The 13,962-nt window shown below is 67.9% G+C and carries 10 protein-coding genes; 4 read left to right on the top strand and 6 right to left on the bottom strand.

The window, feature by feature from the left end:
- Positions 1 to 72: 72 nt before the first annotated feature.
- The 5 genes from AC3WSN_RS12705 to carA form a co-directional block, all read right to left on the bottom strand.
- On the bottom strand, positions 73 to 573 hold the full coding sequence (locus AC3WSN_RS12705; protein ID WP_492538378.1) for a hypothetical protein: 501 nt from the start codon (positions 571 to 573) through the stop codon (positions 73 to 75).
- A gap of 3 nt (positions 574 to 576) precedes the next feature.
- Complete coding sequence (gene greA, locus AC3WSN_RS12700) at positions 577 to 1,053, bottom strand: transcription elongation factor GreA (protein WP_192709080.1); 477 nt, start codon at positions 1,051 to 1,053, stop codon at positions 577 to 579.
- A gap of 90 nt (positions 1,054 to 1,143) precedes the next feature.
- A complete protein-coding gene (gene carB / locus AC3WSN_RS12695; protein ID WP_492538376.1) occupies positions 1,144 to 4,617 on the bottom strand; it encodes a carbamoyl-phosphate synthase large subunit in 3,474 nt (1,157 codons plus the stop codon).
- 184 nt (positions 4,618 to 4,801) lie between these two features.
- Positions 4,802 to 5,179 carry a hypothetical protein gene (locus AC3WSN_RS12690; RefSeq protein WP_492538374.1) on the bottom strand — a complete coding sequence of 126 codons (378 nt, stop codon included), beginning with the start codon at positions 5,177 to 5,179 and terminating at the stop codon, positions 4,802 to 4,804.
- A gap of 133 nt (positions 5,180 to 5,312) precedes the next feature.
- Complete coding sequence (gene carA, locus AC3WSN_RS12685; protein ID WP_192709026.1) at positions 5,313 to 6,545, bottom strand: glutamine-hydrolyzing carbamoyl-phosphate synthase small subunit; 1,233 nt, start codon at positions 6,543 to 6,545, stop codon at positions 5,313 to 5,315.
- Between the two features lie 191 nt (positions 6,546 to 6,736).
- On the opposite strand from carA, the gene AC3WSN_RS12680 reads away from it, so the two are divergent.
- From AC3WSN_RS12680 to AC3WSN_RS12665, 4 genes are all read left to right on the top strand, one after another.
- Positions 6,737 to 7,198, top strand: a complete 462-nt coding sequence (locus AC3WSN_RS12680; RefSeq protein WP_492538372.1) for a GatB/YqeY domain-containing protein — start codon at positions 6,737 to 6,739, stop codon at positions 7,196 to 7,198.
- 105 nt (positions 7,199 to 7,303) lie between these two features.
- Positions 7,304 to 9,193 (top strand): DNA primase, encoded by a 1,890-nt coding sequence (gene dnaG / locus AC3WSN_RS12675; protein ID WP_192709024.1) that lies wholly within the window; start codon positions 7,304 to 7,306, stop codon positions 9,191 to 9,193.
- A 197-nt stretch (positions 9,194 to 9,390) separates the two neighbouring features.
- Complete coding sequence (gene rpoD, locus AC3WSN_RS12670) at positions 9,391 to 11,370, top strand: RNA polymerase sigma factor RpoD (RefSeq protein WP_192709023.1); 1,980 nt, start codon at positions 9,391 to 9,393, stop codon at positions 11,368 to 11,370.
- 78 nt (positions 11,371 to 11,448) lie between these two features.
- Entirely contained in the window at positions 11,449 to 12,708 is a 1,260-nt protein-coding gene (locus AC3WSN_RS12665; protein ID WP_192709022.1) for an adenylate/guanylate cyclase domain-containing protein, read from the top strand.
- A 117-nt stretch (positions 12,709 to 12,825) separates the two neighbouring features.
- Here AC3WSN_RS12665 and AC3WSN_RS12660 read toward each other — a convergent pair whose 3' ends face one another.
- Entirely contained in the window at positions 12,826 to 13,953 is a 1,128-nt protein-coding gene (locus AC3WSN_RS12660; protein WP_492543102.1) for a glycosyltransferase, read from the bottom strand.
- Positions 13,954 to 13,962: the final 9 nt, after the last annotated feature.

Genomic DNA, 13,962 nt, shown 5'->3' with positions numbered 1-13,962 from the left:
CGGGAAACCCGCTTCTGCCCCGGTGCCGAGCCCGACCGCCGGAGCACCGTATTTCGAGATCAACCCTCAGGCTTACTCCCGCGGGAGATCCCGGGCGAGCCACTGGGCGTAGATGTCGGCGATGGCGGCGAGGCGACGCCCCTCGAATTGCGGCCCATACCACGCCCCGCCATAGCTCGACGGCGTCGCGGTCATCTGCGGATGCCGTCCGAGCACCTGGCCCTTGGGCCCGACCAGCAGGGCCTCGCCCTCCATGTAGTCGGTCTGGAAGTTACCGCCGAAGCCCGGACGGCCACCGCTTCCGGCATAGGGCCGCAGCGACAGGCTGCTCACCACCACGACGAGGCGCGGCCCGCGGCCACCGATCCGGCCGGCGAAGTTCTTCCGCAGGGCGTCGGTCAGGTCGGCCGCCATCGCCTCGGCCTGCAGGCCCGCGCCCTTATCGAGCAACGGCCGGACATCGACGCGGATGTCGGAGAAGAGCGGTGTCGGGGGGAAATCGCTCGCCGCCGCGGATCCCGCGACGGCACCGAGGAGCAGGCCGGCGAGCCGGCCCCAGGAACGCGGCGGCATGGTTCAGGCGCCGTACTGGACGGCGACGACCTCGTAGGACTTGCCGCCGCCCGGCGTCGTGACCTCGACCGTATCGCCGACGCCCTTGCCGATCAGCGCCCGGGCGATCGGCGAGGTGATCGAGACGCGGCCGGAGCGCACGTCGGCCTCCGGCTCGCCCACGATCTGGTAGGTCTTCTCCTCCTCCGTGTCCTCGTCGACGAGCTTCACGGTGGCGCCGAACTTGATCTTGTCACCGGAAAGCTTGGTAACGTCGATCACTTCGGCCCGCGCGATCATGCTCTCGAGCTCGAGGACGCGGCCCTCGTTATGCGACTGCGCCTCCTTGGCGGCGTGATACTCGGCATTCTCCGACAGGTCGCCCAGCGCGCGGGCTTCCGCGATCGCCTGGATGATGCGCTGGCGCTCCACCTGTTGGCGGTGCTTCAGCTCCTCTTCGAGGGCTGCGAGCCCGCGCACCGTGATCGGAACCTTGTCTATCGCCATCGTCTCGCGCCACAATGAAGAGGCCCGGCCGAGAGTGTAGCACTCCCTCCGGGCCACGAAATGAAGTCAGCGGAGCCCTGAGGCTCAGGCCGCGAAGTATTCCTGCAACGCACGAACCTTGAGATCGCCTTCTAGATAGGCCTTGATCCCCTCGGCCGCGGCCATCGCGCCGGCTAGAGTGGTGTAATACGGCACCTTATGCAAGAGGGCCGCGCGCCGGAGCGAACGTGAGTCCGACAGGGCTCCGGCGCCCTCCGTGGTGTTCAGGACGAGGTGGATGCCACCGTTCTTGATGGCGTCGACCACGTGCGGCCGCCCCTCGAGAACCTTGTTGATCCGCTCCGCCGGAACGCCGTTCTCCACCAGGTAGCGCTGCGTGCCGCCGGTCGCCAGGATGGTGAAGCCGAGATCGGACAGGAGCTTCATGGTCGGCAGGATGCGGGCCTTGTCGGCATCCCGCACCGAGACGAACACGGCGCCCGCCTTCGGCACCTGCGTGCCGGAGCCGAGCTGGCTCTTGGCGAAGGCCACGCCGAAGCTGGCGTCGAGCCCGATCACCTCGCCGGTGGAGCGCATCTCCGGCCCGAGCAGCACGTCGACGCCGGGGAAGCGCGCGAAGGGGAAGACGGCCTCCTTCACGGCGATGTGCGGCAGCACCTTCGGCTTGAGCCCGAAAGTCGACAGCGGCTCGCCGGCCATGATCCGCGCCGCGATCTTGGCGATCGGCTCGCCGATGACCTTGGCGACGAACGGCACCGTGCGCGAGGCGCGGGGGTTCACCTCCAGCACGTAGATGACGCCGTCCTTGATGGCGTACTGCACGTTCATCAGGCCAACGACGTTCAGCGCCAGCGCCATGGCCTTCGTCTGCCGCTCCAGCTCATCCATGGTCTCGGGTGAGAGCGAGCGCGGCGGCAGGGAGCAGGCCGAGTCGCCGGAATGGATGCCGGCCTCCTCGATGTGCTCCATGATGCCGGCGATGAACACGTCCTTGCCGTCGCAGACCGCGTCGACGTCGACCTCGACCGCGTCCGACAGGTAGCGGTCGAACAGGAGCGGGTTCTTGCCCAGCACCGTGTTGATCTGGCCGGTCTTGTCGTTCGGGTAGCGGGCCTTCACCTCGGAGGGGATCAGGCTCGGCAGCGTGTCGAGGAGGTAGTCGGCGAACTGCGTCTCGTCGCGGATGATCGCCATGGCGCGGCCGCCCAGCACGTAGCTCGGGCGCACCACGAAGGGCAGGCCGAGATCGGCCGCGACCAGCCGGCTCTGCTCCACCGAGTAGGCGATGCCGTTCTTCGGCTGCTTCATCGCGAGCTTGTCGAGGAGCCGCTTGAACTGGTCGCGGTCCTCGGCGAGATCGATGGCGTCGGGCGAGGTGCCGAGGATCGGCACGCCGGCGGCCTCCAGCGCTCGGGCGAGCTTCAGCGGGGTCTGGCCGCCGAACTGTACGATCACCCCGTGCAGGGTGCCGGCCTGCCGCTCGGTCTCGATGATCTCCAGCACGTCCTCGGCGGTGAGCGGCTCGAAGTAGAGCCGGTCCGAGGTGTCGTAGTCGGTCGAGACCGTCTCCGGGTTGCAGTTGACCATGATGGTCTCGTAGCCGGCGTCCGATAGCGCGAAGCAGGCGTGGCAGCAGCAATAGTCGAACTCGATGCCCTGGCCGATCCGGTTCGGGCCGCCGCCGAGGATCACGACCTTCTCGCGGTCCGAGGGCTCCGCCTCGTCCACCACCGTGCCCGCGAAGGGCGCCACGTAGGTCGAGTACATGTAGGCGGTCGGCGACTTGAACTCCGCCGCGCAGGTGTCGATCCGCTTGTAGACCGGGCGCACCGCCAGGGCGCGCCGGGCCGCGCTGACGGCGGCCTCGTCGGTCTTGGCCAGCACCGCGAGGCGGGCATCCGAGAAGCCGGCGGCCTTGAGCTGGCGGAAGGCGCCGGCCGTCTTCGGCAGGCCGTGGGCCTTCACGCGGTTCTCCAGGTCGATGATCGCCTGGAGCTGCTCCAGGAACCACGGGTCGATCTTGCAGGAGGCGTAGACCTGCTCGTGGCTGACGCCGAGCCGCAGCGCCTGCGCGACCTTGAGCAGCCGGTCCGGGGTCGGGGTGCCGATGGCGGCCTTGATGGCGTTGTGGTCGTCGCCCTTGCCCAGCCCCTCGATTTCGATATCGTCGAGACCGGTCAGGCCGGTCTCAAGGGAGCGGAGCGCCTTCTGCAGCGATTCGGCGAAGCAGCGGCCGATTGCCATGGCCTCGCCCACCGACTTCATGGCGGTGGTTAGCGTCGGCTCGGCGCCCGGGAACTTCTCGAAGGCGAAGCGCGGGATCTTGGTGACGACGTAGTCGATCGTCGGCTCGAACGAGGCCGGCGTCGCGCCGCCGGTGATGTCGTTGGCGATCTCGTCGAGCGTGTAGCCGACCGCGAGCTTGGCCGCGACCTTGGCGATCGGGAAGCCGGTGGCCTTCGAGGCGAGCGCCGAGGAGCGCGAGACGCGCGGGTTCATCTCGATCACGATCATGCGCCCGTTCTCGGGGTTGATCGCGAACTGCACGTTCGAGCCGCCGGTCTCGACGCCGATCTCGCGGAGCACCGCCAGCGATGCGTCGCGCATCACCTGGTATTCCTTGTCGGTCAGCGTCAGCGCCGGGGCGACGGTGATCGAATCGCCCGTGTGCACGCCCATCGGGTCGATGTTCTCGATGGAGCAGACGATGATGCAGTTGTCGTTCCTGTCGCGGACGACCTCCATCTCGTACTCTTTCCAGCCGAGCACGCTCTCCTCGATGAGCACCTCGTTGGTCGGCGACGCGTCGATGCCGCGCTCGACGATGTCGAGGAACTCCTCGCGGTTGTAGGCGATGCCGCCGCCGGTGCCGCCCATGGTGAAGGAGGGGCGGATGATCGCCGGTAGCCCAACCTCGGCGAGCGCCATCAGGGCCTGGCCGATCGCGTGCTCGCCGTAGCGCTTGCGCCGCTCCGTCTCGCCCGCGGCCCAGCTCTTCTCGTAAGCCGTCAGCGCCGCCTGGCGGGCCGCCGGATCGGTATTGGCCGCCTCGATCCTGGCGATCTCGGCCAGGTAGGCCTGGCGGTCGGCCTTCTTGGCCGCGGAGGCGTTGGCGAGCGCCGATTTCGGGGTGTCCAGCCCGATCTTGGTCATGGCGTCGCGGAACAGGCTCCGGTCCTCGGCCTTGTCGATGGCCTCGGCCGTCGCGCCGATCATCTGCACGCCGTACTTGGCGAGCACGCCCATCTTCTGCAGCGACAGGGCGCAGTTCAGCGCCGTCTGGCCGCCCATGGTCGGCAGGATCGCGTCGGGGCGCTCCTTCTCGATGATCTTGGCGACGATCTCCGGGGTGATCGGCTCGACATAGGTCGCGTCCGCCATGTCCGGGTCGGTCATGATCGTCGCGGGATTCGAGTTCACCAGGACGATGCGGTAGCCCTCCTCGCGGAGCGCTTTGCAGGCCTGGGTACCGGAATAATCGAACTCGCAGGCCTGTCCGATGATGATCGGACCCGCACCAATGATCAGGATCGAGGAGATGTCGGTGCGTTTGGGCATCGTGGGCCTTCTCAGGCCAAGCGCGCCCGATCGGGCACGGCTCGACTGTGGCCCTGCTCCCGGACGCGCGTGGCGGGAATGTCGTTGAGCCCCGCGTTTACACGGGCCACGGGCGCTTTGGAAGGCCGGTGCAACCGCGCAGCCGGGCTACGCGCCCGGCGCATGGCACCTGTTGAAATCTAACTTAGAACCCGGCGTGGAGCGCCGCCAGGGCCCGGTCAATCGACAGGTAGAACACCCCGAACGCGACCACGGCTGCGGCCGCGAACTCGACGGCGACATTCGAGAGCGTCTGCGCGCGGCGCAGCGCCTCGCGGCCGAAATAGAGGGAGACCCAGGCGAGGGCGAGGACGGCCGGCATGGCGAACAGGTAGGACACCGTGCTCTCGACGCGGTCGAAGCCGCCCGTCGGATCGATCAGGGCCCGGATGTTGCGCACCCAGGGGGCATAGAAGGCGGCATAGAGCGCGGTCAGCCAGGACAGGCCCACGGCGACGCCGAGATGGAGGGTGAAGCTGCGGTGCAGGCGAGAGAAGTCGTCGCGCGCCTCGTCGATGGTCATCCGGCATTCCCCTGCGACGGGCCGCCGCCGGCGGGCGCGGATGCGCCGCCATTCACAGGCCGTCGTAGGGATTCTTAAGCCGTCCGATCTGGCGGATTTTATGGCCTCGGCGCGGCTCGATTGGGGTCCGGCCTCAGGCGCCCTTCGTCGTCTCCGGCTCGCCGGAGCGCATCAGGGTCACGAACCGCTCGAACAGGTAGTGGCTGTCACGCGGGCCGGGAGAGGCTTCCGGATGGTGCTGCACCGAGAAGGCCGGGCGGTCTGTCAGCGTGAGGCCGCAATTCGAGCCGTCGAACAAGGAGACGTGCGTCTCCACGGCCGAGTCGGGCAGGCTGTTCGGATCCACCGCGAAGCCGTGGTTCATCGAGACGATCTCGACCTTGCCGGTGGTCTTGTCCTTCACCGGGTGATTCGCGCCGTGATGGCCCTGGCCCATCTTCACGGTCCGGCCGCCGAGGGCGAGGCCCATGAGCTGGTGGCCGAGGCAGATGCCGAAGGTCGGCACCTTCTCATCCAGCAGCTTGCGGATCACCGGAACCGCGTAGGCGCCGGTGGCCGCCGGGTCGCCGGGGCCGTTCGACAGGAACACCCCGTCCGGCTTCATCGCCAGGATCTCGTCGGCCGTCGTGGTCGCCGGTACCACGGTGACGTCGCAGCCGGCCTGAGCAAGCAGCCGCAGGATGTTGCGCTTCACCCCGTAATCGATGGCGACGACCTTCAGACCCTCGCCGGGCGCACGCTTCCCGTAGCCGTTGCCGAGCGCCCAGACGGTCTCGGACCATTCCGACGGCGCGCGGCTGGTCACCGGCGGCACGAGGTCGAGGCCTTCCATCGGCGCGAGCGCCGCGGCGCGGGCTTTCAGGGCCTCGCGGTCGAATTGGCCCTGGGGATCGTTGGCGATCACCGCGTTAGGCATGCCCATGTCGCGGATGCGGGCGGTGAGCGCCCTTGTGTCGACGCCGGTGATGCCGACGATGCCGCGGGCCTTGAGCCAGCCGTCGAGATGCGAGGACGAGCGCCAGCTCGACGGCTTCGTCACCGCCGAGGCGATCACCGTCCCGCGGACGCCCGAGGCGGGCGCCGCCTCCAGGCTTTCCAGATCCTCGTCGTTGGTGCCGACATTGCCGATATGCGGGAAGGTGAAGGTGACGATCTGCCCGGCATAGGACGGGTCGGTCAGGATCTCCTGATAGCCGGTCATGGCCGTGTTGAAGCAGACCTCGCCGTCGGCGATTCCGGTCTGCCCGATGCCAAAGCCCTCCAGGATGGTACCGTCGGCGAGCACCAGCAGAGCCGTCGCGACGGGTTCGGCCCAGGGCTCGGGAGCCCGAGCCTCGGGGGCATGCGCGGCGGCGTCTTGCAGCATCGGGTGAGTCTCGCTTATGTCCGCCGAAGGCGGGCGCCGGGTTGCGGCGCTCTCGGCTTGCGGCATGATCGTGTGCGGCGCTCTTAGCGAGCGGCCCGCGATGGGGTCAATGTGGCCTCGCTTCCCGCAGGGCTCAACACCCGCAAATCGCAGGCCAGCCCTTCGTTTCGACCGTTGGAAGGTTCACCCAGATGCTGCGCGCCCGCTTCACCACCGAGATGAAGGAGGCCATGAAGGCCGGCGACAAGGGTAGGCTCGCCACCGTGCGGATGATCCATGCTGCCCTCAAGGACAAGGATATCGAGGCGCGGGGCCTCGGCAAGGAGCCGGCCTCCGATGAGGAGATCCTGTCGCTGCTCCAGAAGATGATCAAGCAACGCACCGAATCAGCCGCCGTCTACGAGCAGGGCGGCCGCCCGGAACTCGCCGCCAACGAGCGCGCCGAGATCGCGATCATCGAGAGCTTCCTGCCGAAGCAGATGGACGAGGCCGAGACGCAGGCCGCCATCGAGGCGGCGATCGCCGAGACCGGCGCCGCCGGCCCGAAGGACATGGGCAAGGTGATCGCCGCCCTGAAGGGCCATTTCGCGGGCCGGATGGATTTCGGCAAGGCGAGCGGGCTGGTGAAGGCGGCTCTGGCCGCGAAGGGCTGAGGCTGTCCCCGTAATCCCCGACCATTTGAAGCTGGCGGACGCTGCCGGGACTCCGACACGCCCGGCACGCTATACTCGGCGGTCCCGCAAACCCTCCCAGGCCCCGTGCGCTACCCGCCCCATATCCTGGAAGAGATTCGTGCCCGGCTGCCGGCCTCGTCGGTGGTGGGGCGGCGCGTGCAGCTCAAGAAGGCCGGCCGGGAATGGCGCGGCCTGTCGCCGTTCAACGCCGAGAAGACGCCGTCCTTCTACGTGAACGACCAGAAGCAGTTCTACCACTGCTTCTCCTCCTCCAAGCACGGCGACATCTTCACCTTCCTGATGGAGACGGAAGGCCTGAGCTTCCCGGAGGCCGTGGAGCGGCTGGCCGGGGAGGCGGGCGTCAGCCTGCCCGCGCCGACCGAGGATAGCCGCGCCGCCGAGACCAAGCGCGCCGGCGCCATCGAGGTCATGGAGATGGCCGCCCGCTGGTTCGAGGACCGGCTCCAATCCGGGCAGGGCAGCGAGGCGCGCGCCTATCTGGAACGCCGGGCCCTCGGGCGCGAGATCCAGGAGAAGTTCCGGCTCGGCTACGCGCCGAACGACCGCTACGCCCTGCGCGATCATCTGGCCGGGCAAGGCGTCGAGAAGGGCCTCATGCTCGAGATGGGGCTGCTGGCGACCGGGGAGGGCGTCTCGGTCCCGTACGATTATTTTCGCGACCGGGTCATGTTTCCGATCACCGACACGCGCGGCCGGGTCGTGGCTTTCGGAGGGCGGGCCCTCTCGAAGGATGTGCGCGCCAAGTACCTGAACTCGCCCGAGACACCGCTCTTCCACAAGGGCCGCACGCTTTACAACCTCCACGGCGCCCGCAAGGCCGCGCACGAGCGGAGCTCGATCATCGCGGTCGAGGGCTATGTCGACGTGATCGCCATGACGCTCGCCGGCCATCCCGAGACGGTCGCGCCTCTCGGTACGGCGCTCACGGAAGAGCAGCTCGGCCTGCTCTGGCGCCATGCCGATGAGCCGATCCTCTGCTTCGACGGCGACAAGGCCGGACAGCGGGCGGCGTTTCGCGCCCTCGACCTCGCGCTGCCGCTCCTCGAACCGGGCCGCTCCCTCCGGATCGCGCTCCTGCCGGGCGGTCAGGATCCCGACGACCTGCTGCGCTCAGGCGGCCCCGCGGCGATCGATCAGGTGCTGGCGGCGGCCCTGCCGCTCTCCGAGCTGCTGTGGCGGCGCGCCGTCGAGGCCGGGCCGGTCGATACGCCAGAGCGGCGAGCCGGACTGACGCAGACGCTGCGCACCACCGTGGCGACGATCCGCGACGAGACCGTGCGCCGCTACTATCGCGACGACATCGAGGAGCGCCTGCGCGGCCTGTCGCCCCGCAGCGCCCGCGCCGCCGGGCCGAGCCCCCGCGGCCGACCGCGTTTCGTCCGGCCCGGCGAGCCGGTATCGCCGCGTATCACCGGCAGCCCAAGCCCGTCGGTGACCGCGTCTGCGGGCTTCACCGGCGCCGCCCCGGTGCGCGAGGCGGTGATTGTCGGCACCCTGCTGGCGCATCCCGAGATGATCACCGAATTCGGCGAGGAGATCGCCGAACTCGACTTCGAGGATCCGGACGCCCGGGGGCTGCTGTCGGTCCTGCTGGCCTGCGCGGCCGAGGACGAGCGGACGGCGCCTGAAGTGTTGCAGAACCGCATCAACCGCGCCGGACTCGCAGCTGCGGCCGATAGAATCCTCGCGCTCGCACGCTCTCGGGACCGCACGACGCTGGCTCCGCATGCCGACCCCGCACTCCGCGCAGACGCGCTCCGACAGGCGATGATCTTGCACCGGCAGGCAGGAGCGCTACATAGCGAACTTCGCGAAGCACGGCAGGCGTTTGAGAACGATCCGACCGATGCCGGATGGGCATGGCTCTGCGAAGTGAAGGCGAGGCTGGAAACCGTCATCGCCGCCGAGGCTGAGGCCGACGTCCCGGTGTCGAGCGACTCGACGGCCGCGTGATCGCTGTGCAATGGCGGTGGCGGCGGGCGAAATCCCGCCATAGTTAACAATCGGTCAAGCCTCGGGCTTGCATACGGAAACCGACGACTCAAGGCGACTGGAGCGATCCGGCGCCGTTCTCATATAGCGGCGCTGCCGACGTGGAGCGGCCTCCCTGGACCTCCGCGGCGCGCCGCACGCGAAACAATAGGCTGATCATGGCGACGAAGGCAACGGAACGGGACGAGACGGACGCTGCCCCCGAGCAGCAGACCGACGGGCCGCTCCTCGACCTGACGGATGCTTCGGTCAAGCGGATGGTCAAGCTCGCCAAGAAGCGCGGCTACGTGACCTACGAAGAGGTCAACGAGGTTCTGCCCGAGGGCCAGTCCGATCCGGACCAGCTCGAGGACGTGCTGTCGCAGCTCTCCGAGATGGGCATCAACGTCGTCGAAGCCGAGGAGACCGATGAGGCGGCCGGCGAGAAGGCTGCCGAGGGCGAAGAAGAGGAGGCCGAAGGCGGCGAAGTCGCCGAGGTCGCGCCCGCGCGCGCCGTCGCGGTGACCACGACCACCAAGGAGCCGACCGACCGCACCGACGACCCGGTGCGCATGTACCTGCGCGAGATGGGCTCGGTGGAGCTCCTGTCGCGCGAGGGCGAGATCGCCATCGCCAAGCGCATCGAGGCCGGCCGCGAGGCGATGATCGCGGGCCTCTGCGAGAGCCCGCTGACCTTCCAGGCGATCATCATCTGGCGGGACGAGCTCGTGGAGGGCAAGGTCCTCCTGCGCGACATCATTGACCTCGAGGCGACCTACGCGGGTCCGGACGGCAAGAACGCGCCGCAGATCGCCGAGGGCGAGGAATCCGAGGACGGCGAGCCGCCGGCGCCCCCGGAGGGTGGCGACGACGAGGACGACCTCGAGAACAACGTCTCGCTCGCCGCGATGGAAGCCGAGATCAAGCCGCGGGTCCTGGAGACCTTCGACGCGATCGCCGCCAATTACCGCAAGCTGCGCAAGTCGCAGACCGAGGGTACGGAGCGGAAGGCCGCGGGCGAGAAGAACACCCCGGCGCAGGACCAGAAGCAGATCGAGCTGAAGGACACCGTCGTCGCCGACGTGAAGTCGCTGTCGCTCAACAACAACCGCATCGAGGCGCTGGTCGGCCAGCTCTACTCGATCAACAAGCAGCTGATCGGCCACGAGGGCCGGCTGATGCGTTACGCCGAGAGCCACGGCGTGGCCCGCGACGAGTTCCTGCGCCACTACCAGGGCTACGAGCTCGATCCGAACTGGATGGAGCGCGTCGGCACGCTGGGCGGCAAGGGTTGGAAGAACCTGGTCGAGCGCGGCTCGAAGCAGGTCGCCGAGCTGCGCGCGCAGATCCTCGATCTCGCCTCCGAGACGGGTCTAGAGATCGGCGAGTACCGCCGCATCGTCAACATGGTCCAGAAGGGCGAGCGCGAGGCCCGGCAGGCCAAGAAGGAGATGATCGAGGCGAACCTGCGCCTCGTGATCTCGATCGCCAAGAAGTACACGAACCGCGGCCTGCAGTTCCTGGACCTGATCCAGGAGGGCAACATCGGCCTGATGAAGGCGGTCGACAAGTTCGAGTACCGGCGCGGCTACAAGTTCTCGACCTACGCCACGTGGTGGATCCGGCAGGCGATCACCCGCTCGATCGCCGACCAGGCGCGCACAATCCGCATCCCGGTGCACATGATCGAGACGATCAACAAGATCGTCCGGACCTCGCGCCAGATGCTGCACGAGATCGGCCGCGAACCGACCCCGGAGGAGCTGGCCGAGAAGCTGGCCATGCCGCTGGAGAAGGTCCGCAAGGTCCTGAAGATCGCCAAGGAGCCGATCTCTCTCGAGACGCCGATCGGCGACGAGGAGGACAGCCACCTCGGTGACTTCATCGAGGACAAGAACGTCGTCCTCCCGATCGACGCGGCGATCCAGTCCAATCTGCGCGAGACCACCACGCGGGTGCTCGCCTCGCTGACCCCGCGCGAGGAGCGCGTGCTGCGGATGCGCTTCGGCATCGGCATGAACACCGACCACACCCTCGAGGAGGTCGGCCAGCAATTCTCAGTGACCCGCGAGCGCATCCGTCAGATCGAGGCGAAAGCACTGCGCAAGCTGAAGCACCCGTCGCGCAGCCGGAAGCTCAGGAGCTTCCTGGACAACTGAGCCCCGCCGCGGCTCCGGCCGCGGTGTTCTCCCGCTTACCGCGTTGCCACGGCGCTCCGCGGCATCCAATCTGGCGCCATGCTCGAACGCCGCCCGCCAACGCCCGGATCGCCGACGGCCTTCGCGGATGGCTCGGAGGCCGACGACGTGCCCTTCGGCGCGCTCCAGCCCTCCGTGGGCATCCGCGACTGGCTGCTCGGCGAGGGGGCTCGGATGCCCAACGCCGAGGAGATGCTCGCCGGCCTTGCCGAGCGGCTGATCGCCATCGGCGTGCCGGTGGACCGCGCCTCCACGGCGATCGACACCCTGCACTCGGAATATGCCGGCGTCGGCCGGATCTGGACCCGGGACGGCGGTACCTCCGTGCGGCTGTTCCCGCACGGCGCCCGCTCGACGGACGCCTATCTCAACAGCCCATTTCACACGGTCCACGAAACCGGGGAGTGGCTGATTCTCGACCTCTCCGAGACGCCGGACGACGCCTACGCGATCATCCCGGACCTGAAGGCGGGCGGCTACACGCACTACGTCGTGGCGCCGCTGTTCTTCACCAACGGCACCAAGAACGGCATCACCTTCGCCACCCGCGCGCCGGAAGGCTTCGGTGAGGACGATATCGCGATCCTGCGCTTCGTGATGCCGGCCCTCGCCGCGGTGGCGGAGATGAGGGTCCTCAACAAGCAGCTCGATCACGTCCTGCGGCTCTACGTCGGCGACGAGCCGCACCGCGCGATCCTGGCGGGGGACATCCGCCGGGGTCAGGTCACGCGGATCCGCTCGGCGATCCTGTTCGCCGACATGCGCGACTACACCCGGACCTCGGCCGACATGACCCCCGAGGAGGCGGTCGGCCTGCTCAACGTGTTCTTCGACTGCCTCGTGCCGCCGATCGAGCGGGAAGGCGGCGAGGTGCTGAAGTACCTCGGCGACGGCCTGCTGGCGATCTTCCGTGAGTCCGGCGACGATCTCGGTGGCGCCGCCAAGGGTGCACTTACGGCCGCCCAGCACGCCCTGGCGGCCCTCGACGAGGCCAATGCCCTGCACCAATTCCCGGTCCCGGTGGCCGCCGGCATCGCGCTCCATCACGGCGAGGCGGCCTACGGCAATGTCGGCTCGGGCTCGCGGCTGGACTTCACGGTGATCGGGCGCGACGTGAACCTTGCGAGCCGCCTCGCGCAGCTGAACCGCATCCTCGGCGAGCCGCTGCTGATGTCGAAGCCGTTCGTGGATTTCCTCTGGGGCGATCCGATCCCCCTCGGCGAGCACCAGCTGAACGGCTTCGCGGAGCCCATGGCGGTGTTCCGCCCCAAGTTCCTGCGCCCGCGCAAGCCGAACTGACGGTCGACGCGACGACCGGATCATCGGCCGGAACCGCCCTCCGAACCGGGGGGAGGAGAGAGCGGCTCTGGGACGCGGCGCAATCTGCACGCACGTGCGGCGCCGGGTTCCAGGCTCTCATAAGTGCCAGGACGGGAGGAACTCCGACCGGTAGGATGACGGCTGACAGCCCCAGGCCGGATCGATCATCCCGGCGAGGGCTTGACGCGCGAGCGCGCTCGTCCGTGATAGAACATCCTCATGAACGTCCGGCTGTTCCAGGATGTCGAGACAGGCCGACAAGCAGACGCGAAGCTGACCCGTGTGGAAGGCATGAGCAGAAAATTCCTCCCGCAGCCCGTAGCTGTATACCCACGGATGCAGGGAGATCCCCTCAGCCGGTAGCGGCAGGGCAAGCCCCGCTTCAGCGTATCGATACCCGACGGCGAACTTCCTTCTCCGTCTGCAAAAACGGCTGGCGCCGAGCCGCGCTTCCGCCCGCGCCGGGCAGATCGGGATCATTCGATCGTACAGGGCCAGCACATCATCTTCGGGCTCGTTCAAAGCCTCCATGATGTCGGCAGCGCACAGTAATCCGATGTAAATCTCTTCGTTCCAATACCCTAGATCGGCTCTTTTCAGATAATACTCCACGGCCTTGCGGGGCTCTCCGCCGTCCCGATACGAGTTCGCCAGATAGAATGTGTATCGGGCGACCATGAAGGGATCGTCCTCGACGGCCAGGGCATCTTCCAGCACAGCGATGTCGCGCGACTCGGTCCCGTCATCGCGATGCCGCGCCCCATCAGTGCCGCGACGCATCGCCAGCGGCAGGGTCGTCAGACTGGGATTTCCCGGGCATTGCAGAAATTCGTGCAGAACGCCGCGGTAACGCCAATCCTTCCGGTTGTCGACGAGTTGTGTCCGCCAGTATCGCGTGGCTCCATCCACGATTTCGAGTTTGTACCCGGCCTCCGTGAGCCTGGGCATGGCGAACCGTTGCGCATCAATCAGTTCGTCATCGGCGTCGATGATCAGTGCATAATCCGCGTGCGGACGCGCCAGCGTCAAAGCCTCGGTCCGGTTGAAGGCGAAATCGACCCACGGTCGCTCTACGAGAGCACCGGGCAGATCGGCCAACGCTGCCCGGATGACATCCTGCGTCCCATCGGTCGATCCGGTGTCTACGATCACCCAGTGATCAATGAGAGTCCGAACAGAAGCTAAGCATCTACGGATGACATGAGCCTCGTTCTTGACAATCATCGACAGGCA

Source organism: Methylobacterium sp. FW102-HT35C08, assembly GCF_058790235.1.
The sequence above is the reverse complement of the archived record's forward strand: the minus strand, read 5'-3'. Positions and strand labels throughout refer to the sequence as shown.

What these genes read in the sequence shown, in the direction of transcription:
- AC3WSN_RS12665 (WP_192709022.1), top strand. Translation starts at nt 11,449, where the DNA reads ATGCTCGAACGCCGCCCGCCAACGCCCGGATCGCCGACGGCCTTCGCG.
- AC3WSN_RS12660 (WP_492543102.1), bottom strand. Translation starts at nt 13,953, where the DNA reads ATGATTGTCAAGAACGAGGCTCATGTCATCCGTAGATGCTTAGCTTCT.
- carA (WP_192709026.1), bottom strand. Translation starts at nt 6,545, where the DNA reads ATGCTGCAAGACGCCGCCGCGCATGCCCCCGAGGCTCGGGCTCCCGAG.
- AC3WSN_RS12705 (WP_492538378.1), bottom strand. Translation starts at nt 573, where the DNA reads ATGCCGCCGCGTTCCTGGGGCCGGCTCGCCGGCCTGCTCCTCGGTGCC.
- AC3WSN_RS12680 (WP_492538372.1), top strand. Translation starts at nt 6,737, where the DNA reads ATGCTGCGCGCCCGCTTCACCACCGAGATGAAGGAGGCCATGAAGGCC.
- rpoD (WP_192709023.1), top strand. Translation starts at nt 9,391, where the DNA reads ATGGCGACGAAGGCAACGGAACGGGACGAGACGGACGCTGCCCCCGAG.
- AC3WSN_RS12690 (WP_492538374.1), bottom strand. Translation starts at nt 5,179, where the DNA reads ATGACCATCGACGAGGCGCGCGACGACTTCTCTCGCCTGCACCGCAGC.
- carB (WP_492538376.1), bottom strand. Translation starts at nt 4,617, where the DNA reads ATGCCCAAACGCACCGACATCTCCTCGATCCTGATCATTGGTGCGGGT.